The following is a 24,205-nucleotide window of genomic DNA, read 5'->3' as shown; positions in this document are numbered from 1 at the left end:
AATAGTTGCCTGTGCATACGAGGTTTACCCACCACTTATCTCGCACAGCTCTTCGTCTCGTACGGCCTGGAGGCCTCACTCAATGACGCACACAACGACCGAACAGCCCGCCCGGCGGGCGAGCGGGGCCGTGGTCCCGGTGCTCGCCTTCGCGGGCATCGTCGTCGCGGTGATGCAGACCCTGCTCGTCCCGGTCATCAAGGACCTGCCGCAGCTGCTCGGCACCGCACCCAGCAACGCCACCTGGGTCCTGACCTCGACACTGCTCTCGGGTGCCGTGGCCACGCCGATCATGGGCCGCCTCGGCGACCTCTACGGCAAGCGGCGCATGCTGATCCTGAGCCTCGCCGTGATGGTGGTCGGCGCCCTGGTCAGCGCCCTCACCAGCCAACTGCTCACGATGATCGCCGGCCGTACGCTCCAGGGCTTCGCGATGGGCGCCATCCCGCTCGGCATCGGCCTGATGCGCGACATGCTGCCCCGCGAGAAGCTCGGCTCGGCGATGGCCCTGATGAGCTCCTCCATAGGCGTCGGCGGCGGCCTCGCCCTGCCGCTCGCGGCCCTGATCGCCCAGCACGCCGACTGGCACGCCCTCTTCTACGGCGCCGCGGGCCTCGGCGCCCTCTCGATCCTCCTCACCCTCCTCGTCGTACCGGAGTCCCCGATGCGCGCCGAGGGCTCCTTCGACGTCCTGGGCGCACTCGGCCTCTCCGCCGGTCTCGTCCTCTTCCTGCTGCCGATCACCAAGGGCAGCGACTGGGGCTGGACCTCCGGCACCACACTCGGCCTGTTCGCCGCGTCCGCCGTCATCCTCGTCCTGTGGGGCGTGATGGAGCTGCGCGTGAAGGCCCCGCTGGTGGACCTGCGCACCACGGCCCGCCCGGCCGTCCTCTTCACCAACCTCGCCTCGATCATGGTCGGTGTCTCCTTCTACGTCGTCTCGCTCGTCCTTCCCCAGCTGCTCCAGCTCCCGAAGGCGACCGGTTACGGCCTCGGCCAGTCGATGGTCGTCGCGGGCCTGCTGGTGGCTCCGCTGGGCCTGACGATGATGTTCACGGCGCCGGTCTACGCCCGTCTGTCCGCGAAGTACGGCCCCAAGGTCACCCTGATCCTCGGCATGCTGATCATCGCCATCGGCTACGGCGCCGGTCTCGGCCTGATGAGCGCGGCGTGGCAGAGCCTGGTCATCGCGGTGGTGCTCGGCGCGGGCATCGGTCTCGCGTACTCGTCCCTCCCCGCGCTGATCGTGGGCGCGGTCCCGGCCTCCGAGACGGGGGCGGCGAACGGCCTCAACACGCTGATGCGTTCCATCGGTACGTCCGTGTCGAGCGCCGTCATCGGCATGGTCCTGGCGAACACCGCGAACAACGTCGGCGGCGTCGAGATACCGACCATGCACGGCTTCCGCGTCTCCTTCCTGATCGCCACGGCAGCCGTCGCCGTCGGTCTGCTGATGGCCCTGTTCCTGCCGAAGCCGAACCGCGCGCCGCAGCTGCGTGCGAGCAGCGAGGAGGACGACGCCGTCGTGGAGCGGGCGGAGGAGGTGCTGCGCGGTTTCCGTGGCCGGGTGTTCGGTGCCGACGGTGTTCCGGTGGCCCGTGCGAAGGTCACCCTCATCGACCGGCGTGGCCGCCAGGCCGGGGCGGCGGTCTCCGACGAGGACGGGAGTTATGTGCTGGCCGTGCCGGCCGAGGGGGCGTATGTGCTGGCCGCACGGGCTGTGGGGCATGGGCCGCTTGCCTCGTCGGCTACGCACCCCGGGGAGGCTGCGGTGGACCTGGATCTGTCGTTGCCCGGCGAGACCGTGAGCGCATAGAACTCGGCTGGTCTGTTGTTCTGCGGTTCACTCGCCGTTGTGGCTGGTCGCGCAGTTCCCCGGGCCCCTGAAGGCTGGAAGCCGTGCCGCACCCCCTGTCGAATCCGTCGGCCGGGGGTGCGGCAGCATGGGGGCCGCAGACATACCTACGACCGGGAGGAACCCCATGGCCGCGGCACCCAAGCCGGAAATCCTGGCTGCGTTCGAGGCCGCCAAGGGGTTCATGCCCGTCGACGAGGGGCTGGCGCTCTACGCGGCCGCAGTCGAGGCGGGCGGCCTCGGACTGCCTCTGCTGGAGGTCGGCACTTACTGTGGCCGTTCCGCGATCCTCCTCGCCGACGCGGCCCGCGAGACCGGTGTCACCGCGCTGACCCTCGACCACCACCGCGGCAGCGAGGAGCAGCAGCCGGGCTGGGAGTACCACGACCCGGAGACGGTCGACCCGGAGATCGGCCTGATGGACACGCTGCCGACGTTCCGCCGCACCCTGCACCGCGCGGGGCTGGAGGAGCACGTGGTGGCGCTGGTCGGCCGCTCGCCGCAGATCGCCGCCTTCTGGAACTCGCCCCTCGGCCTGGTCTTCATCGACGGCGGCCACACCGACGAGCACGCCGGCGCCGACTACGAGGGCTGGGCCCCCCATGTGGCCGAAGGCGGCCTGCTCCTCATCCACGACGTCTTCCCGGACCCGAAGGACGAGTTCACCGGGCAGGCCCCGTACCGCGTCTACCTGCGGGCCCTGGAGTCCGGCGCGTTCACGGAGATCTCGGTGGCCGGTTCGTTGCGCGTACTGCGGCGAACGGGTGCCGGGATGCGCCCCCGCCGGCCCCGGTCCCAGCTGTAGTGGTAGCGGGCTTCGAGGATCTTCACTTCCTTGTCGCCCGCCCGGTACACGAGACGGTGTTCGTCGTCGATCCGCCGAGACCAGCAGCCGGACAACTCGCCTTTCAGCGGCTCCGGCTTGCCGATCCCTTCGAACGGGGTGCGCTGGATCTCGCGATCAACCGCGTGATCCTCCGGGCCGTTCTGCGGTCGGCGGCAAGCCGGTGCAGGAAGTCCTCCCACGCGTCCGGGTCGAAGGAAACACCCCTCACGCCTCGCCTCCGGCAAGGTCGACGAACTCGGGAGCCCTGCGGATCGGACGGACGCCCCGTAGGGTGGCAGCCGTGTCGTACGTAGGCCCGGACTTCGATCCTCCCCAGCCCCGCCGTCCCCGCCGCAGCCCCCTGACCGTGGCGGTCGCCGCGCTCGTGCCGGGCGCGTTGCTCGGGTGGCTCGTGTACGAGGCCGTGGGCGGGAGCGGGGGCGACGGCGGCGGGGCGGGACAGGCGACCGTACGGGTGTCCTCTACGGCGACGTCCAGCGCACCCGCCTCCACCTCTGCCGGCGACGACAAGAACCCGAGCAGTCCGGCGCCCACCCCCGCCTCCCCCACCTCATCGGCCCCCGCCGCCTCCGGCCCCCTCAAGGGCAAGGTCGTCGTCATCGACCCGGGCCACAACCCCGGCAACTTCCAGCACGCCACCGAGATCGCCCGCAAGGTGGACATCGGCACGAACCAGAAGGAGTGCGACACGACGGGCACGTCCACCAACTCGGGCTACACGGAAGCCCAGTTCACCCTGGACGTGTCCCACCGCCTGAAGGCCCTGCTGGAGAAGCAGGGCGCCACGGTGAAGCTGACCCACGACGGCAACTCCCCCGCCTGGGGGCCCTGCGTGGACCAGCGGGCGCAGATCGGCAACGCGGCCCACGCCGACGCAGCGATCTCCATTCACGCGGACGGCTCCGCGGCCGGCAACCGCGGCTTCCACGTCATCCTTCCCGGCTCCGTCCACGCGGGCGCCGCCGACACCCGGCCCATCGTCGCCTCCTCCGCCGACCTCGGCGAGCGCATCGCGGGCTACTTCGTCCGCGTCACGGACGAACCGCCCGCCAACTACATCGGCGACGGCCACGGCCTGGTCACACGTAAGGACCTCGGCGGTCTCAATCTGTCAACGGTTCCCAAGGTGTTCATCGAATGCGGGAACATGCGCGATAGCAAGGACGCGGCACTGCTCACCAGCGGTGCGTGGCGACAGAAGGCCGCGCAAGGAATCTCTGAGGGAATCGTGAGTTTCCTGCACGGTTCGTGATCAGCGGGCTGATCCCGGCGGACACGTCGACCGGACGGACGATAGGGTCTACCGACGACGAGACGACTTACGAAGGACCGACTGAAGTGAATATCCGCTCCCTCACACGAGGCGACGGCGTGGTGATCGGGGCAGCGGTGTTGCTGTTCATCGCGTCGTTTCTCAGCTCATTCTCCATCGACGGTGCCTCGAGCAGCGCCATCCCCAACGCCTGGGACAACCTCGGCCTGGCGATGAGCATGTACGTCGGTGGCATCATCGGCGCGGTCCTGATCGTCGTCGCCCGGGCACTCCCGCAGCCGCCCAAGGTCGCCGGACTCGAACTCGGCCCGCTCGGCGTCGCGCTGACCATCTTCGCCGCGTGGACCTCGTTCTGGACCATCCTCGACCCGCTGGGAGCGGGCGACAACTCAAGCATCAGCGCAGGCTCGGGCCTCATCCTCGGCCTCATCGCCGCCCTCCTCCTCGCCGGGGGCGCAATCGCCACTCCCCTCGTCCCCGCCCTCCAGGCCGCCCTCATCCCCGCCCCCAAGCCGCAGACTCCTCAGCCGTACGGCGCCCAGCCCCAGCCGGGCGGTTACGGCTACCCGGGAGCCCAGCAGCCGCCCTACGGCGGGCAGCCGCAGCCGGGGCAGCCCTATGGCGCCCAGTCGCAGCAGGCACAGCAGCCGTCGGCTCCGCAGCCGCCCGCCGGGGACTTCTCGCCGTTCTGGTTCGCCGTTCCGGTGCCGCGGCCGCTGTTCGCGGAGGACGGTTCGCCCACGCCGATCGCCGAACTCGCGCCGGGCACCTGGTACCTGGCCGTCGAGCAGCGCGGTCCGGCCCTGGTCGCCCAGACGCAGGACGGCCGTCGCGGCGTGCTGCAGGACACCTCCGGGATCCAGCGCGGCTGACCCCGCCCACCGAAGCCGTACACGGCCCCTCGCCCTTCCGGGTGGGGGGCCGTTGTCGTACAGTCGCAGCCCGCAGCTTCGTAACTGACTGACCGTCAGATATCTGGGCATCTGTGGAGGCGTCATGCGACTCGGTCTCGCCCTCGGCTACTGGGGCCGCGGCCCCTCCCCCGATCACGTATCGCTCGCGCAGGAGGCCGAGCGGCTCGGGTACGACTCCGTGTGGACCGCCGAGTCGTGGGGGTCGGATGTGTTCACCCCGCTGACCTGGATCGCGGCTCGGACGTCAACCATCAAGCTGGGTACGGCAGTTGCGCAGATGGCCGCCCGGTCGCCGACCACCACCGCCATGCACGCCCTCACTCTCGACCACCTCTCCGGCGGACGCATGCTGCTCGGGCTGGGTCTGTCGGGGCCGCAGGTGGTGGAGGGGTGGTACGGGCGGCCGTTCCCGAAGTCGCCGCTGACCGCGACGCGGGAGTACGTCGATGTCGTACGGCAGGTGCTGCGGCGGGAGGCGCCGGTCGTGCTCGACGGGCGGTTCCACTCCCATCCGTACGGCGGCGCGGACGGCACCGGCCTCGGGAAGCCCCTGAAGTCCATCACGCACCCCCTCCGTCCCGGGCTTCCCATCCTTCTCGGCGCCGAGGGCCCGAAGAACGTCGCGCAGACGGCCCGTATCGCCGACGGCTGGCTTCCCCTGTACTGGTCGCCCACGCGGCCCGACGTCTACGGACCGGCGCTCCAACAACTTCCCCCGGGCTTCCTCGTCGCCCCCATGACCCGCGTCCAGGTCTGCGACGACGTGGCCGGAGGCCTGTTGCCCGTGAAGGCCATGCTCGGGTTCTACATCGGCGGCATGGGGCACGCGGCCCGCAACTTCCACGCCGATCTGATGGCGAGGATGGGGTACGAGGAGGAGGCCCGGCGGATTCAGGAGCTGTTTCTGGCCGGGCGGCGCGAGGAGGCCGTGCGCGCCGTTCCCGATGCCTTCGCGGACGAGATCTCCCTCGTCGGGCCGCGTGAACGGATCGCCGAGCGGCTGGAGTCGTGGCGGAAGGGACCGGTGACGGATCTGCTGGCCCTCTCGCCCGACCGGGAGTCGCTGCGGGTGCTGGCGGAGCTGAACTCCTAGCTCAGTACGCCTGCAGCTCCACCAGCGTGCCGTCCGGTGTCCTCAGGTGGGCGGAGCGCAGGCCCGGCCCCCACTCCGGGCGGTCCTGGGGCTCGGCGAGGACCGTCGCTCCGTGGTCGGTGAGGCGACGCGTCGCGTCGTCCACGTCGTCGACGCGCAGGACGAGCATCGCGGTGTCCTGCGCGGACGCGGGCGACGGCAGGTCGCCGGTGCCGATGACCCGGGCGATGGTCCTGCGCCCGTAGAGCACGAGTACGGCTTGGCCGTCCACGTCCCAGTTGGCGTAGCCGGCGGCGGGCAGTACCTTGACCGGCTCGATGCCGAGCAGGTCGCGCAGCGCTTCGGTCCAGAAGTGGGCCGCGGTGTCGAAGTCATCGATGAGCAGCCTGGGGTACAAGGCATCCACGTCGCACGAGCGTACCCCTGTGCCCGGTGACGACCGCGGCAATGTGGCCGTGCAGCCGTTCGGGTTTGTTCGAGGGCGCGGCGGCAATCCGGAGAGTATGTCTCGATACAGCAGCGGCAATCGGGCCGGCGCGGTCGTAGCGATCGTCGCCGACATCATGGCCCTCATACTGGGCCTGTGGATCCTGATGTACCTGTTGGACGCCAACCGTGCCAACGACCTGGTGCAGTTCGTCCACAACGCGGCCAACTGGCTGGCCGGCTGGTCGCGTGACCTGTTCACCTTCGACAAGGCCTGGGCCCGCGTGATCGCAGGCTACGGCCTGGCAGCCGTGGTCTACCTGTTCGTCGGCCACGCGATCGCCGGACGGATGTCGCGCAACTAGGCGCTCCGCTGGTGGTGCCACGATCTGCTGTCGATCGTCTGCGGCGCGATCGTGGCTGGTCGCGCCCCGCGGCGGAGCCGCAGACCGACGCGGCCCCGCACCCCGTCAGGGCGCTACCGGACCGCAGCGGACTTCGCCCGACCTGCTGAGCCGCTGAGGCCTCAGGCGCAGCAGTCCGGGTCCAGTCCCCTCGGCAGTTGCCCCCCGCCGAACACCGTGCACGTCGCTTCGTCGCCGCCGAGCGCGGCGACCGCGAGGAGGAGGGAGCCGGCCGTCCAGGTGGTCAGTTCCCGGGGCCAGATCGCCTGGTCCTCGAAGACGTAGCCCGTCCAGTACAGGCCGGTTTCCGCGTCCCGCAGGTGCTGGATCGACTGGAGGATGTCCAGCGCGCGGTCCGACTCGCCCATCGCCCAGAGGGTGAGGGCGAGTTCGGCCGATTCACCGCCGGTGACCCACGGGTTGGGGACGACGCAGCGCACCCCGAGTCCGGGGACGACGAAGCGCTCCCAGCCCTCCTCGATACGGGACTTGGCCTCCGCACCGGTCAACGCGCCGCCCAGCACCGGGTAGTACCAGTCCATCGAGTAGCGGTCCTTGTCGAGGAACCGCTCGGGGTGGCGACGGATCGCGTGCCGGAGGGCGCCGACCGCCAGCTCCCAGTCCGGCTGCGGCTCTTCGCGCTGTTCGGCGACGGCGAGCGCGCAGCGCAGTGCGTGGTGGATGGAGGAGGAGCCGGTCAGCAGGGCGTCGGTGGTGAAGCTGCCGTCCTCCTCGCCCTTCCAGCCGATCTGGCCCCCGGGCTGCTGGAGCCGCAGCACGTACTCGATGGCCGCGTAGACGGCCGGCCACATGCGGTCCAGGAATGTGTCGTCGCCCGTGGACAGGTAGTGGTGCCACACGCCCACCGCGATGTACGCGACGAAGTTCGTCTCGCGCCCGCGGTCGGTGATGTCGTCGGCGTCCCCGTCGGCGTAGGCCGCGTACCAGGAGCCGTCCTTGTTCTGGTGCCGTGCGAGCCACTCGTACGCCCGCTCGGCGGCCTCGTGCTCGCCCGCCGCGTCCAGCGCCATCGCGGCCTCGGTGTGGTCCCAGGGGTCCAGGTGGTGTCCCCGGAACCACGGGATCGCGCCGTCCTCCCGCTGTACGGCGAGGATGCCGCGGACGGTCGCGGCAGCCTGCTCTGCGGTGAGGACCCCGGGTAGGACGAGGTGTTCTGTCCGGGGAGTGGTCACCGGGCGTCCACCGACGGCAGGTGGGGCTTGGTCGCGTAGGCCACGAAGCTCTTGCCGATCAGGGGGTTGAGGGCCTGTTCGGCGACCCTGGTCGCCAGCGGCTTCTTCATGATGTCCCAGACCAGCAGCTTGTGGTACGCCTTCACCGGCAGCGCCTTGTCGTTGTCGACGCCGAACGCGCACTTCAGCCACCAGTAGGGGGAGTGGAGTGCGTGCGCGTGGTGGGTGCCGTAGGGCTTGAGACCGGCTTCCCGGATCTTCGCGAGCAGCTCGTCCGCCTTGTAGATGCGGATGTGGCCGCCCTCGACCTCGTGGTAGGCGTCGGACAGCGCCCAGCAGACCTTCTCGGGGCCGTAGCGCGGGACGGTGATGGCGATGCGGCCGCCGGGCCTCAACACCCGTACCATCTCGGCGAGTACGCCCTTGTCGTCGGGGATGTGCTCCATGACCTCGGAGATGATCACGACGTCGAAGGACTCGTCGGGGAAGGGCAGTGCCAGGGCGTCGCCCTCCATCGCCGTCGCGGTGGCGCCCGCCGGGGCCTCGCCGGCCTCCTTCATCGCGGCGAACCACTTCGCGACCTCGCGGATCTCCTCGCCGTTCTGGTCGAGCGCCACGACCTGGGCGCCGCGCCGGTAGCACTCGAACGCGTGCCGGCCGGCCCCGCATCCGAGGTCCAGGACGCGGTCGCCCGGCGCGAGCGGGAACCGGGAGAAGTCGACGGTCAGCACGTGGCCCTGCTTTCGGGGTGGGGGGCGGCTAGTTCTTCTACGGCTGCATCTACGGCGGCATCCACGGCTTCGTCCACGGCCGTCGGCTTGTCGGCCGCCCTCCGTTCCGGGACCGGGGAGCCGGTGATGGCCTCCCGATACCTGGCCACGGTTCCCTCGGCGGCCCGCGCCCAGGTGAAGTGCCGCAGCACCCGCTCACGGCCGGCGCGGCCCAGCCGCACCCGCAGCTCCGGGTCACCCAGCAGACGGCTCAGCCCCGCCGCCAACGCGCCCGGGTCACCAGGCGGCACCGCCAGACACGTCTCGCCGTCCCGCCCTGCGACCTCCGGGATCGCCCCGCCGGTCGTCGCGACCAGCGGCGTGCCCGTGGCCATCGCCTCGGCCGCCGGGAGAGAGAAGCCCTCGTACAGGGAGGGCACGCAGGCGACCTCCGCCGAGCGGACCAGGTCGACGAGTTCGGCGTCGGAGATGCCCTTCACGAACTCGACGGCGCCTTCGAGGCCGTAGCGCTCCATGGCCTGGGCGACGGGGCCCTCGGTGGGCCGCTTGCCGACGACGACGAGGTGGGCGGCCGGGTGCTCGGTGCGGACCTTCGCCAGTGCCTCGACGAGGAACACCAGGCCCTTGAGCGGGACGTCCGCGCTGGACGTCGTCACGATCCGGCCGGGCACCGCGGGCACGGACGGGTCCGGCGAGAAGAGGTCGGTGTCGGCGCCGATGTGGACCACGTGGATACGGTCGTCCCGTACGCCGAGGTGGTCGACGATCTCGGCGCGCGAGGTGCCCGAGACGGTGAGGACCGAGGGCAGGCGGCGCGCGACGCGCTTCTGCATGCGGGTGAAGGCGTACCAGCGCCGTTTGCCCCACCGCTGCTGCCAGTTCTCGGCGGCGTCCAGCTCCAACTGCCGGTCGACGGTGATGGGGTGGTGGATGGTGGTCACCAGAGGGGCACCCACATCTCCCAGCAACCCGTATCCCAGGGTCTGGTTGTCGTGTACGACGTCGAACTCGCCGCGCCGGGCGCGGAGATGACGACGAGCCCTCAACGAGAACGTCAGCGGCTCCGGGAAGCCGCCGGTCCACATGGTCGCGACCTCCAGCGCGTCGATCCAGTCGCGGTACTCGTCGCGCTGGGGGGTGCGGAAGGGGTCCGGCGAGCGGTAGAGGTCGAGGCTCGGCAGCTCGGTCAGGCTCAGGCGGTCCGCGTACTCCGCGCCCTCGTCGAGGACGGGGTAGGGCTGGGAGCCGATGACCTCGACGCGGTGGCCGAGGCGGGCCAGCTCGCGCGAGAGATGGCGGACGTAGACGCCCTGTCCGCCGCAGAACGGGTTCCCTTTATAGGTGAGGAGCGCGATGTGGAGCGGTCGCTCGCCGTCGGTGGCGGGGTCCTCCTGGGGACCCGCCTGACTGGCCTCAGCGGTCACTCTGGGCCCCCTTCTGCATGCACTGTCCCGCGAGATTACGCCGGGACGCTAATCTAGAACAAGTTTCAGACTTGATCGTCCAGGAGGCTCTGAATCTACCGGCAGGTAGGGGCGCGGTGAGCAGTGGATCAGGTGATTCGCGCCACGGCGGACGCCCTGCCAAACTCGGTGCGATCACCAGCCCTCACCGACTGTCACGGACGGATCCATGCCTGCGCAAGCGAAGGTGGCCAAGGTGGAAGCAAGTACCTCGCAGCCGGCCTCCCCGCCCCTCACGGAGCGGCAGGAGGCGCGTCGTCGGCGCATCCTGCACGCGAGCGCGCAGCTGGCCAGCCGGGGCGGTTTCGACGCGGTGCAGATGCGGGAGGTCGCCGAGTCCTCACAGGTGGCCCTCGGCACCCTCTACCGCTACTTCCCGTCCAAGATCCATCTGCTGGTCGCCACCATGCAGGACCAGCTGGAGCACATGCACGGCACGCTGCGGAAGAAGCCGCCGCAGGGCGAGACGGCGGCCGAGCGGGTCGCCGAGACGCTGATGCGGGCCTTCCGCGCGCTGCAGCGCGAGCCGCACCTCGCCGACGCCATGGTCCGCGCGCTGACGTTCGCCGACCGGAGCGTCTCGCCCGAGGTGGACCAGGTCTCCCGTCAGACCACCGTGATCATCCTGGACGCGATGGGCCTGGAGAACCCGACCCCCGAGCAGCTTTCCGCGGTCCGTGTCATCGAGCACACCTGGCACTCGGCGCTGATCACCTGGCTCTCGGGCCGCGCCTCCATCGCCCAGGTCAAGATCGACATCGAGACGGTGTGCCGGCTGATCGACCTGACGGATCCGACGGCGACCGGAAAGCCGTCCTAGCCGCGCACCCGGGGACCCCGTCCCGGCCGATCGCGGCCGGTCCGTCCGGGCTCCGCCCGACAGCCGGGCCGTCCGCCCCTTGCTCCCGCAGCCGCCGCGCCTCCTCCTCGGGGGCCGCCCGGGAAGCCGCTCCTCGGCCCCCACGCCTTCCGCGCCTGCTTGACGGGCATGCGCTTGACGGGCATGCGAAAGACCTACGAGACGGGTTCCCTTCGCCGGTATTACCCGGATCAGGTGGTGGGGGTCGCCGTCCGGCCCGACTGCTGCCGTCCGGCCTCTCAGCCCGACCGTCGACGTCGGCCTCAGCGGATGCTGATGCGTCTCGCCAAAGTCGGCTACTCCGGTCGGACTCCCTCACTCGTCCCGTAGGCCAATACCAGGATAGAACGCCCATGGGAAGATAGAACACCCTGAAAGGGAGATTTTTTCGGTCTGGTGCCGGTCCTACTCCTCCGGCGGAAACACCGGTTCCCCGCTCCCCAGCAGCGTGATCACGATCGCCTCCACCGGGCAGTTCTCCGCCGCCTGCAGGATGCGTTCGTCGGCGTCGGTCTCCGGCTCGACGGGGTGGGACTGCATGGCCGAGTCGAGGCGGAAGGCACCCGTCGCGCGGTGGACGCACTGGGCGGAGCCGATGCAGACGGAGCGATCGACCTCGACCTGCCAGCGGTCGCCCGCCCCCACGCTCGAACACGCTCGCGCGGGATGTACCCCCATCCGCTCAGCCCTCCCAGCCGGCCGGAAGATGGATCATCTTGTGTTCGAGGTACTCGCCGTATCCCTCGGGACCGAACTCCCGCCCCAGGCCCGAGTTCTTGTAGCCGCCGAAGGGGCCGAGCATGTCGAGGCTGAAGGTGTTCACCGAGTACGTGCCGGTACGGACCTGCCGCGCCACCTCGATGCCGTGCTCGACGTCCGCCGTCCACACGCTGCCGCTCAGCCCGTAGTCCGAGTCGTTCGCGATCTTCAGGGCCTCGGACTCGTCGCCGTACGGGAGCAGACAGATCACCGGGCCGAAGATCTCCTCCCGCGCTATCCGCATCGAGTTGTCGACGTCGCCGAAGAGGGTCGGCTCGACATACCAGCCGCGGTCCAGGCCCGGTGGGCGGCCGCCGCCGGTGAGGATCTTGGCGCCCTCCTCCTGGCCGATACGGATGTAGTCGAGGTTGCGCTGCTGCTGGCGCCTGGCGACGAGGGGGCCGACCTGGGTCGCCGGGTCCAGCGGGTCGCCGACGACCAGGGCGCCCGCCGCCGCCGCGAAAGCCTCCGCGAACTCGTCGTAGCGCGAGCGCGGCAGAAGGATGCGGGTCTGGGCGACGCACGCCTGGCCGTTGTTCATCCAGGCCGCCGGCACGACGCCCGCGACGGTGGTCGCCACGTCCGCGTCCGGCAGGACGACCGCCGCCGACTTGCCGCCCAACTCCAGTGTCACGCGGGTGAGATTGCGGGAGGCGACCTCCATCACGCGCCTGCCCGCCGCCACCGATCCGGTGAAGGCGACCTTGTCGATCCCCGGGTGCCCGACCAGGTACTCACTGACCTCGCGGTCCGCGGGGAGGATCGACAGCACGCCCTCCGGCAGCCCGGCCTCTCGGGTGATGTCGGCCAGGATGTACGCGTCCAGCGGCGACTCGGGCGATGGCTTGAGGACCACCGTGCAGCCGGTGAGCAGCGCGGGAGCCAGCTTGGCGGCGGCCACGAACTGCGGGACGTTCCAAGGGACCACGGCCGCCACGACCCCGACCGGCTCACGGCGCACCAGGATCTTCCCCAGCACGCCGTCGCGCCGCTCCTCGTGCGGGAAGTTCCGCGCGACCGTGATCGCCGCGTCCCACACCATCATCGCGCCGAGCGCCTGCGCGAGGACGCTCCAGGAGTACGGCGACCCGTTCTCGCAGGAGATCATGCGGGCGATCTCCTCGTGGCGTACGGCGATCGCGTCCTTGATGCGGGTGACGACCTCGATGCGTTCGTCGAGGGTCATCCGCGGCCAGGGCCCCTCGTCGAAGGCGCGGCGCGCGACGGCGACGGCCCGGTCGACGTCCTCGCGCGAGGCGTGCGGCACCCGACCGATGACCTCCTCCGTGTGCGGCGAGATCACCTCGATGACGTCCTTGCCGAGGGGATCGGTCAACTCCCCGCCGATGAACAGCTGTCCGTGTTCCACGAGCTCGGTCATGGCCGACTGCCTCCCCGGAGCGCCTGTCTCTGACGGTTCATCAGATACGGCACTGATACCAGTTCCCCCCGGAGGAGTCCACAGCGCGAGCCGCCGACGGCGCCCCGGGACAGGTGACTTGGGCTCCCATCGAAACGCGTTCTAGTTATAGTGGCCGCTACGTGGCCGGTTCGCGGTGATTGGGGAGCCCATGGCGCAGGTGTACGACCACGGCGGAGGCGTCCGGTCGATCCAGGTCCCCATCCCCGACAACCCCCTCGGCCATACGCTGGTCTACGTCGTGGACACCGACCGCGGGCCGGTACTGGTCGACACGGGGTGGGACGACCCCGCCTCCTGGGGCACGCTCGCCGAGGGGCTGACGGCCTGCGGTACGGCCGTGGGCGAGGTGCACGGCGTCGTCATCACCCACCACCACCCCGACCACCACGGCCTCTCCGGCAGGGTGCGCGAGGCGTCCGGCGCCTGGATCGCCATGCATGCCGCGGACACCGCGATCGTGCGGCGCACCCGTGACACCCGGCCGGGGCGCTGGTTCGCGTACATGACGGCCAAGCTGATCGCCGCGGGCGCCCCCGAGGAACACGTGGCGCCGTTGCGCGACGCGGCCCCCCGCACCACCCTGCCGGGCTTCTCCCCCGCCCTGCCGGACCGGGAGATCGTCCCCGGCGAGCTCCTCGGCCTCCCGGGCCGCTGGCTGCGCGCCATCTGGACGCCGGGACACACCCCCGGCCATGTCTGCCTGCACCTGGAGGAGGAGCACCCGGCCCAACTGCCGGGTCACGGGCGGCTGTTCTCCGGAGACCACCTGCTCCCCGAGATCACCCCGCACATCGGCCTGTACGAGGACCCCGACGACACCACGGTCACCGACCCGCTCGGCGACTATCTCGACTCCCTCGAACGCGTCGGCCGGCTCACCCCCGCCGAGGTGCTCCCCGCGCACCAGCACGTCTTCGCCGACGCGCCCGCCCGCGTACGGGAGTTGCTCGCCCACCACGAGGAGCGGCTCACCGGCCTCCGGTCCCTCCTGGTCGAACCGCTCACTCCCTGGCAGGTCGCCGAGCGCATGGAGTGGAACCGCCCCTGGGCTCAGATCCCGTACGGATCAAGGAACATCGCGGTCTCGGAGGCCGAGGCGCATCTGCGGCGGCTGGTGAAGCTGGGGCGGGCGGAGGCGGTGGCGGGGAGCGATCCGGTGACGTACGTGGCGGTGTGAAGCGGTCGCGGCCGGTGATCCGCCGCCGGTACCGCAAGTACTTCGGCGCACGGCCGGGGGCCCATCGAGGACACCTTCCGTCGCGTCGACGGCCGATGGCTGCGCACCTCCCGGGTACTTCACCTCTCGTTCGGCGGCCCGACCCAGGTCGACGTGGACGCGGCGGCCGTCGCAGGGGGGCGCGCCCCTACGCGATCGTACGGATCAACTCCTCTGCCTTGCCGAGGAGTTCGACCTCCCGTCGGCTCATCGTCGGATTGGCCGCGCGTCGGCGCCGGGCCTGCGTCAGGCCGTCGTCGGTGAGGGCAGAGGGGTCGGCGAGGAGAGCGGTGAGTATCGCGCGGGCGCTGTCGGCGAGCGGTGCGCCGCCGACGGCGACCTGCGCCAGGATCATGGCGGAGACCCCCCAGTCCAGGCCCGGGAGCCCCTCCTCCGTGTTGGTCCAGTCGATCACGTACGGGCCCTCGGGCGTCAGCATCACGTTGTCCGGGTGCAGGTCGAGGTGGAGCACGCGGCAGTCGGCGGCGGAATCGCGGGCCGGGACGGCGTGCAGGCGGCGCAGGAGATCGGCGAGGATCGCGCCGGCCTCGTCGGCGCCGAGCGAACCGGCCAGGCGCGCCTCGAGCATCGTCGGCCCGGACAGCCGCTCCATCACCAGCTCGGTCGGCGTGGAGTCGCAGAGCCGTACGCGGGGCACGGGGTAGCCGTGCGCGCGGACATGCTCCATCACGGTCCCCTCGGCGAGCGCGTCCCCCCACCCCTCGCGGTTGCGCCGCAGCACCCACGTCTCATCGATCTCGTACACGTCGTTGACCCGGCCCCTGCCGAGCAGTCTCCTCGCCATGGCTCGAAGCTACCGCCGCCATGCCTCACAGGCGGCTCTCAGCGTGTTCCTACGGGCCGGTACAGTGGCCGGGTCGTCATCACGCCGTACGGGGGGAAGCCGGCGCAATTCCGGCGCTGACCCTCCCCAGTGCCTTAAGGGCCTGGGAGGTACCCCCACCCGTAAACCGCTCCTCCAAGGGCGGTCAGCCGGACTGCCCCGCACGCTTGTGACCGGCTCACGTGCGTCGGCACCCGCCGGCGCGCGGCACCGTCGAGGCATACGGAGCCGAGCCGCCCGGGGTGTCCCGTGCTGCCCGCTCCCGCAGGGAGAGGCACCCGCCGATCATGAATGTCGTCCGCCGCAGCGCCGCGGCACTGGCCGCCGCCACCGCCGTACTGGGTGCCGCCGTCCCCGCCGTCGCCGCGTCCCCCTCCCCGTCGATACCCGACGGCCTGTACGGCACCTCCGACCCGAAGTACGACGGCGTCTGGCGCCAGTCGCTGGCGCTGCTCGCGCAGGACACCGTGGGTGTGAAGCCGGCGGCGACGGCGGTGGACTGGCTGGCGGGACAGCAGTGTGCGGACGGGGCCTTCGCGCCGTTCCGCGCGGACCCGGCGAAGGCCTGTGACACGAAGGTCATGGTCGACACGAACAGTACGGGCGCCGCCGTCCAGGCCCTCGCCGCGCTCGGCGGACACCGGAGCGCCACCGGGAAGGCGGCCTCCTGGCTGAAGTCCGTGCAGAACAAGGACGGCGGCTGGGGCTACGCCCCGGGCGGAGCCAGCGACGCGAACTCGACCTCCGTCGTCATCGGCGCGCTGACCGCCGTGGGTGAGAAGCCGGACCAGGTCGTGAAGGACGGCAGGTCTCCCTACGACGCCCTGCTGAAACTCGCCCTCCCCTGTGCCGGGAACGGCTCGGGCGCCTTCGCCTTCCAGCCGGACAAGAAGGGCAAGTCGGCCGCCAACGCGGACGCGAGTGCGGCGGCGGTGGTGGGCGCACTCGGCAAGGGGCTGGCCGGGGACTCCCCCAAACCCACCGGCGCCGCTCCGACCTGCAAGAAGGCCACCGACCCCGAGCAGGCGGCGCAGAACGGTGCCGCGTACCTCGTCAAAGCCCTCGCCAAGGACAAGCACCTGACGTCGGCGCTCCCCGGCGCCGAACCCCAGCCCGACTACGGCAACACGGCCGACGCGGTGCTCGCCCTCGCGACCGCCGGCCACGGCGACCAGGCCGCCGACGCCATGCGCTGGCTGGAGACCAACTCCGGGGCCTGGGCCCGGCAGGCCGGACCGGCCGCGTACGCACAGCTGATCCTCGCCGCGCACGCGGAGACCTTCGACTACAACGACTTCGGCGGCCAGGACCTGGTCACGCTCCTCAACGCGACCGGTCCGAAGCCTGCCGCCCTCCCGACGTCAGGGGCCTACCCCAGCGAGGCCCCGAAAAGCGCGGCGGACCACGCCGCGGCGAAGGACTCCGGGCTCGGCGTCTGGTGGATCGTCGGTGTGGGGCTGGTCGCGGGCATCGGCATCGGGTTCCTGCTCGGCGGCCGCAACAAGAGGCGGCGACAGTCGTGACACGCCGCTGGGCAGCGCTCCTCCTCGCCGCGCTGTTCCTGACCCTGGCGGGCAGCGGCCAGGCGCAGGCCGCCGGTTACCGCTACTGGTCCTTCTGGGACCAGGACGCCGGTCACTGGACGTACGCCACCCAGGGCCCCGCCACCGCCCGCCCCTCCGACGGCGCCGTCCAGGGCTTCCGCTTCTCGGTGAGCGAGGACTCGGGCGACTCGGCCAAGCCGCGCGGGCCCGTGTCGTTCCCGGTGATCTGCGCGCGGACGCCGGCACGGGAGGGCAGGAAGCGCGTGGCGCTCGTCCTCGACTTCGGCACGGCGGCGGACGCCCCGTCCGGTGAGACACCGCCGGCCCGTCGTACGGTCTGCGCGCAGGTGTCCACCGACGGCACGACGGCAGACGCACTGGCGTCGGTGGCGAAACCGCTGCGGTACGACACGAACGCGCTGTTGTGTGCGATCGGGGGGTATCCGCGGCAGGGGTGCGGGGAGCAGGTCGCAAGCGGCAGGAAGCCGACCGCTGCCGCGCGGAAGGGGGACAGGACGGGCGGCCCGTCGGTCGGGCTGTTCGTCGGGGCGGGCGCCGTCGCGCTGCTGGCCGCAGCAGCCGTGTGGCAGGCACGGCGACGCAGGCATGCGTAGCCGCGCAACTCCTCCACCGCAGCCTGCGGGCAGTCGTGCCGCCGGGGCCCCCGCCCCAAGGAGAGGCGGCACCCGGCCGGCGCCGGTGAGCGATCCCACCCACCCCCACCGCCCCGCACAACTCCACCCCGGCGCCTGGTGGCTCTGGTCCCTGGGCCTGGGCACCGCAGCAACCCGTACCACCAACCCCCTCCTCCTCTCCCTCCTCATCGCGGCGTCCGCCTACGTCGTGGCCACCTGCCGCTCCCGAACCCCCGGTTCGCACTCCTACTCCGCCTTCCTCAAACTCGCCCTCGCCGTCCTCCTCATCCGTCTCGTCTTCGCGGTGGCGCTCGGCTCCCCCGTCCCCGGCACCCACGTGCTCGTCACCCTGCCGGAACTCCCGCTCCCCCACTGGGCGCAGGGCATCCGCCTGGGCGGCCGGGTCACCGCCGAGTCACTCCTCTTCGCCTTCTACGACGGCCTGAAGCTGGCCGCGCTCCTCGTCTGCGTGGGCGCGGCGAACGCCCTCGCCAACCCGTCCCGTCTCCTCAAGTCCCTGCCCGGTGCGCTCTACGAGACGGGAGTCGCGGTGGTCGTGGCCCTCACCTTCGCCCCGAACCTCATCGCCGACGTCCAGCGTCTGCGCGCCGCCCGCCGTCTGCGAGGCCGCCCGGACAGCGGCATCCGCGGCCTGCTGCAGGTCGGACTGCCGGTCCTGGAGGGCGCGTTGGAGCGTTCGGTCGCCCTCGCCGCCGCGATGGACGCCCGCGGCTACGGCCGCACCGCCGAGGTCCCACCCGCCGTCCGCCGCACCACCGCCGCCCTCACCCTCGGCGGCCTGCTCGGCGTCTGCGCGGGAACGTACGGACTGCTCACCGCCGAAGGCGGCACCTACGGCCTGCCCCTGCTGCTCGCCGGGGTCGCCGCGGCCCTGGCCGGTCTGCGGCTGGGCGGCCGGCGCAGCCTGCGCACGCGTTACCGCCCGGACCGGTGGGACGCCCGCGCCTGGCTGGTCGCGGGTTCCGGTGCCGCGGTCGCCGCGCTGCTCACCGTCGCCGCCGACGCCGACCCGGCGGCCCTGCTCCCCGGTGTCGTCCCGCTCGTCGCCCCCACGCTCCCCCTGTGGCCGGCGGCGGCCGTACTCCTCGCCCTGCTGCCCGCTCTCCTCGCCCCGAAGGAGCCGTCGTGATCCGCTTCGAGGATGTCTCCGTGACGTACGAGGGGGCGGCCGAACCAACCGTTCGGGGCGTGGACTTCGAGGTCCCGGAAGGCGAACTGGTACTCCTGGTCGGCCCGTCAGGGGTCGGGAAATCGACGATCCTCGGCGCGGTCAGCGGTCTCGTCCCGCACTTCACGGGCGGCACCCTGCGGGGCCGTGTGACGGTGGCGGGCCGCGACACCCGTACCCACAAGCCACGCGAACTCGCGGACGTGGTGGGCACGGTGGGGCAGGACCCGCTCTCCCACTTCGTGACGGACACCGTCGAGGACGAACTGGCCTACGGAATGGAGTCGTTGGGCCTCGCACCCGACGTGATGCGCCGCCGCGTCGAGGAGACCCTCGACCTCCTCGGCCTGGCCGACCTCCGCAACCGCCCCATCGCCACCCTCTCCGGCGGCCAGCAGCAACGCGTCGCCATCGGCTCGGTCCTCACCCCGCACCCCAGGGTCCTGGTCCTCGACGAACCGACCTCGGCCCTCGACCCGGCCGCCGCGGAAGAGGTCCTGGCCGTCCTCCAACGCCTGGTCCACGACCTGGGCACCACGGTCCTCCTGGCAGAACACCGCCTGGAACGAGTCATCCAGTACGCAGACCAGGTCGCCGTCCTCCCCGCTCCAGGAGCCCCCCTGCAACTCGGTCCCCCGGCCGACATGATGGCCGTGTCCCCGGTGTGCCCGCCGGTTGTGGAACTGGGCCGCCTGGCGGGCTGGTCACCACTCCCGCTGACGGTGCGGGACGCACGGCGCCGGGCGGCCGGGCTGCGCGAACAGCTGGCGCAGCCTGCGGGCAGTCGTGCCGCTCAGCCCCGTGGCCTGCGGGCACCCGTGCCGCCCAGGGCGGCTCCCGACCCGAAGAGAGGCGGCACCCCGCAAGCGCGGGCCGGCGACAGCGCCCCTGCCTCAGCCCGCACCCGCCGGTGGCTGCCCCTCCTCCGCAAGAACACAGCTCCGCCCGTCACGGAACCCCCGACTCCCGCACTCACCGCGGAAGTCCACGCCGTCTCCGTCCGCCGAGCCCGAATCCAAGCCCTACGCCACATCGACCTGACCATCACCCCCGGCGAAACCCTCGCCCTCATGGGCCGCAACGGCGCAGGCAAGTCCACCCTCCTCAACACCCTCGTGGGCCTGATCGAACCCACCGGGGGTTCAGTGAGCATCGGCGGCCGGACCCCCCACCGCACCCCACCCCCCACCCTCATCCGCCATGTAGGCCTCGTCCCCCAGGAACCCCGAGACCTCCTCCACGCCGACACGGTCGCCGCCGAATGCACGGCCGCCGACCGCGACGCCCACGCCACCCCCGGCACCTGCAGGGCCCTCCTCTCGGACCTCCTCCCCGATACCACCGGCCTCACCGCCGACATCCACCCCCGCGACCTCTCCGAGGGCCAACGCCTCACCCTCGCCCTCGCAGTCGTCCTCACCGCCCGCCCACCCCTGCTCCTCCTCGACGAACCGACCCGCGGCCTGGACTACGCGGCCAAGACCCGCCTCGTCACCCTGCTGCGCGACCTGGCAGCCGACGGACACGCGATCGTCCTGGCCACCCACGACGTCGAACTGGCCGCCGAACTCGCCCACCGGGTGGTCCTGCTCGCCGACGGCGAGGTGATCGCCGACGGACCGACGGCCGAGGTCGTCGTCTCCTCCCCGTCCTTCGCCCCGCAGATCACCAAGATCCTGGCCCCACAGCAGTGGCTCACGGTCGCGCAGGTACGGGCGGCCCTGGCATGACGCCACAAGCCCGCCCCATCCGCCTCGGCCCCCGCTCCGTCGCCGCCCTCGCCCTCGTCGGCGCCGTGGGGGTGGCCGCTTTCGGCTGGCCCTTCCTCGCCCCGCCCACCTCACAGCTCGGTGCCCATGCCCAGGACGCCCCCTGGCTCTTCGCCGGCCTGCTGGTGCTGCTGGTCGCCGTCGTGGCCGCGACCATCGCGGAGTCCGGGCTAGGCCCGAAGGCGGTCGCGATGCTCGGTGTGCTCGCGGCGACCGGCGCGGCCCTGCGCCCGCTCGGTGCCGGGACCGCGGGCATCGAGCCGATGTTCTTCCTGATGGTGCTGAGCGGACGCGTGCTCGGCCCGGGCTTCGGCTTCACCCTCGGTTCGCTCACCATGTTCGCGTCCGCGCTGCTCACGGGCGGGGTGGGCCCGTGGATGCCGTTCCAGATGCTGGCGATGGGCTGGTTCACGATGGGGGCCGGGCTGCTCCCGGGCCCGGACCGCCTGCGCGGCCGCGGCGAACTCGCCCTCCTCGCCGCCTACGGCTTCCTGGCCGCCTTCGCCTACGGCACGATCATGAACCTGGCCGGCTGGCCCTTCATGGGCGCGCTCGCCTCGGGCATCGCCTTCGACCCGCAGGCCGCGGTCCCCGCCAACCTGGCCCGTTTCCTCGCGTACTGCGCGGCCACCTCGCTGGGCTGGGACCTGGGCCGGGCCGTCGTCACCGTCGTACTGACACTCACGCTCGGCCCGGCGGTGCTCAGGGCACTACGCAGAGCCACCCGCCGGGCGGCGTTCGAGACCGCGGTCACTTTCGACCCCCACTGAGCGGTGAACCACCCCACATGACCCACATCACCCACTAACTTCCCTAGTAGTGCATTTCGGACGCCATGTCCACGCCATAACCGCCTCTGACCTGCACTTTGAGAGCCAGGTCACACGGTACTCGCCGCCCTCACATACGACCACAACTAGCAAATAGGGTCATTGCGGACCCCCTCCGAGCCTGCTTCTCTGGATGACGTCGCACGGCGCCGACGTGCCCTCAGGGCCTCGGCGCCGACGCATGTCCCCCGGGCCTCCCGGGACGCCCGGCACCCCCGGGACCGCGTGCGACCCCCTGTCCCCGAAGGAAAAGGTTCCTCGTGTTCGTCTCCCGCATCGCCCGCCGTATCGCGTCCCCGAAGAAGGCCCTCGCCTCCGCCGCCGTGGCCGCCGCCACCGCCGGCATGGTGCTGACCGCGGCACCCGCTCACGCCGCGACCGCCGACTCGGCCGCCAGTGCTCAGGCGATCGCGCACAAGATGATCCCGAGCGCGGCGCAGTACAACGCCTTCAGCAAGATCGTCGAGCGCGAGAGCGGCTGGAACATCACGGCCACCAACTCCTCCTCCGGCGCCTACGGCCTGGTCCAGGCCCTCCCGGGCTCGAAGATGGCCAGCGCCGGCTCGGACTGGAAGACCAACCCCAGGACCCAGATCAAGTGGGGCCTGGACTACATGAACTCCCGCTACGGCAGCCCGACCGGCGCCTGGGCGTTCTGGCAGGCCAACGGCTGGTACTGAGCCACCGCGCCCGGCTCACCGCCGAGCCCGTACGCCGTCGAAGAACCGCACCACCTGCGGGGCCGACGCGGCGAAGGAGCCGAAGTGGTCCACGGCTCCCTGATCGACCACCCGCACCCTCGTTCCCTGACCGGCGAGGGTGCGGCCGCATGTCCGGGCGTTGCCGACGGGCACGTCGGTGTCGTCGTCACCGGCGTACAGCCGCACCGGCACGTCCGGCCTCCACTCGCAGGTGTGGTCGGCGGCGCGCATGGCGTCCAGCAGCGGGCCCGAGGGATGCTTCAGACGCTCCACGAAGGCGGGCGTGAGCAGGTCCTTCACCGTGGGGGCCAGCTCCTTGACCACGTCGTCCTCCTCGTGGTCACCGTCGTAGAGGCCCTCGACCCGGCTCGCGTACGGGGCGCGGAAGGCCTCCGCCGGGTCCTTGTAGAGAGGGTGGAGGCGGTTCTGCGCGACCAGCCAGTACGAGATGTAGAGCACCCCGCTGGTGTCGTTGACCCGGCCGTCGAACAGCGCGGGGATCTCCTGGCCCGCCAGGTCGTAGGGACCGCTGACCGGTGCGAGGGCCTTCAGCCGGAAGTGCCCGTCGGCGCCCTGCTCCAGCGCCCTGCCGAGGGCCATCGCGACCTGGCCGCCCTGTGAGAACCCCGTCGCGTAGACGTCACCGGTGAGCGGACGGCCGAACCGGTCCGCCGCGGTGCGGGCCGCACGCAGCATGTCGACGGAGGCGGTGACGGAGGAGCGGGTGTCCATGTACGGGTGCGGGCCCGGCCCCTCCCCCAGACCCAGGTAGTCGGGCGCGGCGACCGCACGCCCGGCGCCCGCGTTCAGGTAGGACGGGATGCGGCCGTAGTCCTCGCTCGCGGACGGTGCGTAACTGCGCTTGACCATCGTGCCGTGGGTGTCGGAGACGAGGTCGAGACGGTGGGCGCCGCCCTTGGGGAGGGTGAGGAGGCCGGTCGCGGTCGTGGGTTTCCCGTACGGGTCCACCGTCCGGTACGTCAGCCGGTACGCCCGTACGCCGTACCGCACGGGGCCGGCGGCGACGCCCCTGTCGGCCACGAACTTCCTGACCTGCCCGGCGTCGCGGTCGGCGACCGGGGTGACGGAGACCAGGTCTCCGCGTCCCGTCCGGTGGTGCGTCTGCTCGGCGGCGGTGGCCACGGGCGCGGCGGCGAGCCCCGCGAGCAACAGGGCGGCCGCTGCGGCGAGAGCCCTCCGCGTCCGCCAACTGGCCGGCGTTCCAAAGGATTTGCGCGTCTCATCACTCATGTCACTCATGTCCTCGACGCTACGGACACGCATCTCATGTCGGCATCCGAGTGACCCCCGCGTCCGTGGTGGACTTGAGTGCACCCTGTCCGTCCGGCCACCCGGAGAGTCGATGAGCGTGAACGAGAGCGACCAGGAGGCGCGCGGACTGCGCCTGGTGTTCGTGCTGTTGGGGCTGACGGTGGTCAGCGGACTGATCGACGCGGTGAGTTATCTGGGGCTCGGGCACGTCTTCACGGCCAACATGACCGGCAACGTGGTCGTGCTGGGGTTCGCCGCGGCCGGGGCGCCCGGGTTCTCCGTACCGCACACCGCGACCTCGCTGGTCTGCTTCCTGCTCGGCGCGGTGGCCGGTGGGCGGCTCACGCGCCTGCTGGGCGGTGGTCCGCGGCGCACCTGGGCGCGGCTCACGCTCGCCGCCGAGGCGGTGCTGGTGGGTACGGCCGCCGCGACGGCCTTCGCCGCCCCGCACGCCACCGCCACCCGTTACGCCGTGATCGGGCTCACGGCCGTCGCGATGGGCCTGCGCAACGCGACGGTCCGCAAGCTCGACGTCCCCGGTCTCACGACGACGACCGTCCTGACGATGACACTGACGGGCCTGGCCGCCGACTCCCGGGCGGGCGGAGGCTCCGGCCGCCGTTCACCACGCCGTTCGGCGGCGGTCGTCGCGATGGCCGCCGGCGCCTGCGTCGGCGCCTGGCTGGTCCTCCACCACGGCCTGGGCATTCCACTGCTGGTCGCGGCGGTGACAGCGGCAGTGCTGGCAGTGCTGGCCTCAGGGCGGGACTGACCCCCTGCCGCCGACTTCCCCTCCGACCTCGCCGCGCCCCTGCGACGCAGCCGGGACGACGGCCTCGATCAACCGGACCCGATCGGCCGGGGAAGCCGGGCGGCTGCGCGGGCCGGGCGGGCAGGCCGGGGGCGCGGGACGGGCGGGCAGGCCGGGGGCGCCGGGCAGGCAGGGCAGACCGCCAGGCGGACGG

The 24,205-nt window shown here is 71.7% G+C and carries 23 protein-coding genes and 1 pseudogene; 15 read left to right on the top strand and 9 right to left on the bottom strand.

Features of this window, described 5'->3' with window-relative positions:
• Window positions 1-82: 82 nt before the first annotated feature.
• Window positions 83-1,816 (top strand): MFS transporter, encoded by a 1,734-nt coding sequence (locus tag LJ657_RS03290; protein WP_232646643.1) that lies wholly within the window; start codon window positions 83-85, stop codon window positions 1,814-1,816.
• 166 nt (window positions 1,817-1,982) lie between these two features.
• A complete protein-coding gene (locus LJ657_RS03285) occupies window positions 1,983-2,660 on the top strand; it encodes a class I SAM-dependent methyltransferase (RefSeq protein ID WP_232646642.1) in 678 nt (225 codons plus the stop codon).
• Here LJ657_RS03285 and LJ657_RS03280 read toward each other — a convergent pair.
• Window positions 2,657-2,910, bottom strand: a pseudogene (locus tag LJ657_RS03280) (Txe/YoeB family addiction module toxin); the annotation flags it as partial. The gene LJ657_RS03285 and the pseudogene LJ657_RS03280 overlap by 4 nt on opposite strands.
• A 72-nt stretch (window positions 2,911-2,982) precedes the next feature.
• Here LJ657_RS03280 and LJ657_RS03275 point away from each other — a divergent pair.
• The 3 genes from LJ657_RS03275 to LJ657_RS03265 all read left to right on the top strand — a co-directional run bounded on the left by LJ657_RS03275 (window position 2,983) and on the right by LJ657_RS03265 (window position 5,982).
• The gene (locus LJ657_RS03275) at window positions 2,983-3,954 is read left to right on the top strand and encodes an N-acetylmuramoyl-L-alanine amidase (protein WP_232646641.1); all 972 of its coding nucleotides are present in this window, start codon (window positions 2,983-2,985) and stop codon (window positions 3,952-3,954) included.
• An 86-nt stretch (window positions 3,955-4,040) separates the two neighbouring features.
• A complete protein-coding gene (locus tag LJ657_RS03270; RefSeq protein ID WP_232646640.1) occupies window positions 4,041-4,847 on the top strand; it encodes a hypothetical protein in 807 nt (268 codons plus the stop codon).
• Between the two features lie 124 nt (window positions 4,848-4,971).
• Window positions 4,972-5,982 carry an LLM class F420-dependent oxidoreductase gene (locus tag LJ657_RS03265; RefSeq protein WP_232646639.1) on the top strand — a complete coding sequence of 337 codons (1,011 nt, stop codon included), beginning with the start codon at window positions 4,972-4,974 and terminating at the stop codon, window positions 5,980-5,982.
• Between the two features lies 1 nt (window position 5,983).
• Here the strand turns inward: LJ657_RS03265 and LJ657_RS03260 are convergent, their stop codons facing one another.
• Entirely contained in the window at window positions 5,984-6,388 is a 405-nt protein-coding gene (locus tag LJ657_RS03260) for a VOC family protein (RefSeq protein ID WP_232646638.1), read from the bottom strand.
• A 97-nt stretch (window positions 6,389-6,485) separates the two neighbouring features.
• Here LJ657_RS03260 and LJ657_RS03255 point away from each other — a divergent pair, with 97 nt between their 5' ends.
• A complete protein-coding gene (locus LJ657_RS03255) occupies window positions 6,486-6,773 on the top strand; it encodes a hypothetical protein (protein ID WP_232646798.1) in 288 nt (95 codons plus the stop codon).
• Between the two features lie 161 nt (window positions 6,774-6,934).
• On the opposite strand, the gene LJ657_RS03250 is transcribed toward LJ657_RS03255, so the two are convergent.
• From LJ657_RS03250 to LJ657_RS03240, 3 genes are read right to left on the bottom strand one after another with little or no spacing between them, the layout of a single operon-like run.
• The gene (locus LJ657_RS03250) at window positions 6,935-8,005 is read right to left on the bottom strand and encodes a prenyltransferase/squalene oxidase repeat-containing protein (protein WP_232646637.1); all 1,071 of its coding nucleotides are present in this window, start codon (window positions 8,003-8,005) and stop codon (window positions 6,935-6,937) included.
• On the bottom strand, window positions 8,002-8,736 hold the full coding sequence (locus tag LJ657_RS03245; RefSeq protein ID WP_232646636.1) for a class I SAM-dependent methyltransferase: 735 nt from the start codon (window positions 8,734-8,736) through the stop codon (window positions 8,002-8,004). Before LJ657_RS03245 ends, LJ657_RS03250 begins: the two co-directional genes overlap by 4 nt.
• The gene (locus LJ657_RS03240) at window positions 8,730-10,160 is read right to left on the bottom strand and encodes a glycosyltransferase family 4 protein (protein WP_232646635.1); all 1,431 of its coding nucleotides are present in this window, start codon (window positions 10,158-10,160) and stop codon (window positions 8,730-8,732) included. Before LJ657_RS03240 ends, LJ657_RS03245 begins: the two co-directional genes overlap by 7 nt.
• Window positions 10,161-10,368: 208 nt before the next feature.
• Between LJ657_RS03240 and LJ657_RS03235 the strand changes: the two genes are divergently transcribed.
• Window positions 10,369-11,019, top strand: a complete 651-nt coding sequence (locus LJ657_RS03235; RefSeq protein ID WP_232646634.1) for a TetR family transcriptional regulator — start codon at window positions 10,369-10,371, stop codon at window positions 11,017-11,019.
• 444 nt (window positions 11,020-11,463) lie between these two features.
• Here the strand turns inward: LJ657_RS03235 and LJ657_RS03230 are convergent, their stop codons facing one another.
• Both LJ657_RS03230 and LJ657_RS03225 read right to left on the bottom strand, forming a co-directional pair.
• A complete protein-coding gene (locus tag LJ657_RS03230) occupies window positions 11,464-11,736 on the bottom strand; it encodes a ferredoxin (protein ID WP_232646633.1) in 273 nt (90 codons plus the stop codon).
• A gap of 4 nt (window positions 11,737-11,740) precedes the next feature.
• Window positions 11,741-13,198, bottom strand: coding sequence for an aldehyde dehydrogenase (locus tag LJ657_RS03225; protein ID WP_232646632.1), 1,458 nt, complete (start codon window positions 13,196-13,198; stop codon window positions 11,741-11,743).
• 190 nt (window positions 13,199-13,388) lie between these two features.
• On the opposite strand from LJ657_RS03225, the gene LJ657_RS03220 reads away from it, so the two are divergent.
• Entirely contained in the window at window positions 13,389-14,417 is a 1,029-nt protein-coding gene (locus LJ657_RS03220; protein ID WP_232646631.1) for a Strvi_7410 family MBL fold metallo-hydrolase, read from the top strand.
• A gap of 187 nt (window positions 14,418-14,604) precedes the next feature.
• On the opposite strand, the gene LJ657_RS03215 is transcribed toward LJ657_RS03220, so the two are convergent.
• Window positions 14,605-15,261 (bottom strand): phosphotransferase, encoded by a 657-nt coding sequence (locus LJ657_RS03215; protein WP_232646630.1) that lies wholly within the window; start codon window positions 15,259-15,261, stop codon window positions 14,605-14,607.
• A 326-nt stretch (window positions 15,262-15,587) separates the two neighbouring features.
• On the opposite strand from LJ657_RS03215, the gene LJ657_RS03210 reads away from it, so the two are divergent.
• From LJ657_RS03210 to LJ657_RS03185, 6 genes are all read left to right on the top strand, one after another.
• Entirely contained in the window at window positions 15,588-16,823 is a 1,236-nt protein-coding gene (locus LJ657_RS03210) for an SCO2321 family membrane protein (RefSeq protein WP_232646629.1), read from the top strand.
• Window positions 16,820-17,458, top strand: coding sequence for an SCO2322 family protein (locus LJ657_RS03205; protein WP_232646628.1), 639 nt, complete (start codon window positions 16,820-16,822; stop codon window positions 17,456-17,458). Before LJ657_RS03210 ends, LJ657_RS03205 begins: the two co-directional genes overlap by 4 nt.
• Window positions 17,451-18,629, top strand: coding sequence for an energy-coupling factor transporter transmembrane component T (locus LJ657_RS03200; protein ID WP_372487792.1), 1,179 nt, complete (start codon window positions 17,451-17,453; stop codon window positions 18,627-18,629). The genes LJ657_RS03205 and LJ657_RS03200 overlap by 8 nt, the downstream gene beginning before the upstream one ends.
• Window positions 18,626-20,398 (top strand): ABC transporter ATP-binding protein, encoded by a 1,773-nt coding sequence (locus tag LJ657_RS03195; RefSeq protein WP_232646626.1) that lies wholly within the window; start codon window positions 18,626-18,628, stop codon window positions 20,396-20,398. Before LJ657_RS03200 ends, LJ657_RS03195 begins: the two co-directional genes overlap by 4 nt.
• Window positions 20,395-21,207 (top strand): ECF transporter S component, encoded by an 813-nt coding sequence (locus LJ657_RS03190; protein WP_232646625.1) that lies wholly within the window; start codon window positions 20,395-20,397, stop codon window positions 21,205-21,207. The genes LJ657_RS03195 and LJ657_RS03190 overlap by 4 nt, the downstream gene beginning before the upstream one ends.
• Before the next feature lie 320 nt (window positions 21,208-21,527).
• Window positions 21,528-21,947: an aggregation-promoting factor C-terminal-like domain-containing protein gene (locus LJ657_RS03185; protein WP_232646624.1), complete on the top strand. Its 420-nt coding sequence runs from the start codon at window positions 21,528-21,530 to the stop codon at window positions 21,945-21,947.
• A 15-nt stretch (window positions 21,948-21,962) separates the two neighbouring features.
• Here the strand turns inward: LJ657_RS03185 and LJ657_RS03180 are convergent, their stop codons facing one another.
• Window positions 21,963-23,219, bottom strand: coding sequence for an alpha/beta hydrolase family protein (locus tag LJ657_RS03180; RefSeq protein WP_232646623.1), 1,257 nt, complete (start codon window positions 23,217-23,219; stop codon window positions 21,963-21,965).
• 112 nt (window positions 23,220-23,331) lie between these two features.
• Between LJ657_RS03180 and LJ657_RS03175 the strand changes: the two genes are divergently transcribed.
• Window positions 23,332-24,012, top strand: a complete 681-nt coding sequence (locus LJ657_RS03175) for a YoaK family protein (protein WP_232646622.1) — start codon at window positions 23,332-23,334, stop codon at window positions 24,010-24,012.
• Window positions 24,013-24,205: the final 193 nt, after the last annotated feature.

Source organism: Streptomyces guryensis (assembly GCF_021261325.1).
Taxonomy (GTDB): domain Bacteria; phylum Actinomycetota; class Actinomycetes; order Streptomycetales; family Streptomycetaceae; genus Streptomyces; species Streptomyces guryensis.
Note: the sequence above shows the minus strand (reverse complement) of the source record. Positions and strands in the feature narration are given on the sequence as shown.

What these genes read in the sequence shown, in the direction of transcription:
- LJ657_RS03290 (WP_232646643.1), top strand. Translation starts at nt 83, where the DNA reads ATGACGCACACAACGACCGAACAGCCCGCCCGGCGGGCGAGCGGGGCC.
- LJ657_RS03175 (WP_232646622.1), top strand. Translation starts at nt 23,332, where the DNA reads ATGAGCGTGAACGAGAGCGACCAGGAGGCGCGCGGACTGCGCCTGGTG.
- LJ657_RS03180 (WP_232646623.1), bottom strand. Translation starts at nt 23,219, where the DNA reads ATGAGTGATGAGACGCGCAAATCCTTTGGAACGCCGGCCAGTTGGCGG.
- LJ657_RS03225 (WP_232646632.1), bottom strand. Translation starts at nt 13,198, where the DNA reads ATGACCGAGCTCGTGGAACACGGACAGCTGTTCATCGGCGGGGAGTTG.
- LJ657_RS03190 (WP_232646625.1), top strand. Translation starts at nt 20,395, where the DNA reads ATGACGCCACAAGCCCGCCCCATCCGCCTCGGCCCCCGCTCCGTCGCC.
- LJ657_RS03215 (WP_232646630.1), bottom strand. Translation starts at nt 15,261, where the DNA reads ATGGCGAGGAGACTGCTCGGCAGGGGCCGGGTCAACGACGTGTACGAG.
- LJ657_RS03255 (WP_232646798.1), top strand. Translation starts at nt 6,486, where the DNA reads ATGTCTCGATACAGCAGCGGCAATCGGGCCGGCGCGGTCGTAGCGATC.
- LJ657_RS03210 (WP_232646629.1), top strand. Translation starts at nt 15,588, where the DNA reads ATGAATGTCGTCCGCCGCAGCGCCGCGGCACTGGCCGCCGCCACCGCC.
- LJ657_RS03235 (WP_232646634.1), top strand. Translation starts at nt 10,369, where the DNA reads ATGCCTGCGCAAGCGAAGGTGGCCAAGGTGGAAGCAAGTACCTCGCAG.
- LJ657_RS03285 (WP_232646642.1), top strand. Translation starts at nt 1,983, where the DNA reads ATGGCCGCGGCACCCAAGCCGGAAATCCTGGCTGCGTTCGAGGCCGCC.
- LJ657_RS03230 (WP_232646633.1), bottom strand. Translation starts at nt 11,736, where the DNA reads ATGGGGGTACATCCCGCGCGAGCGTGTTCGAGCGTGGGGGCGGGCGAC.
- LJ657_RS03265 (WP_232646639.1), top strand. Translation starts at nt 4,972, where the DNA reads ATGCGACTCGGTCTCGCCCTCGGCTACTGGGGCCGCGGCCCCTCCCCC.
- LJ657_RS03200 (WP_372487792.1), top strand. Translation starts at nt 17,451, where the DNA reads ATGCGTAGCCGCGCAACTCCTCCACCGCAGCCTGCGGGCAGTCGTGCC.
- LJ657_RS03220 (WP_232646631.1), top strand. Translation starts at nt 13,389, where the DNA reads ATGGCGCAGGTGTACGACCACGGCGGAGGCGTCCGGTCGATCCAGGTC.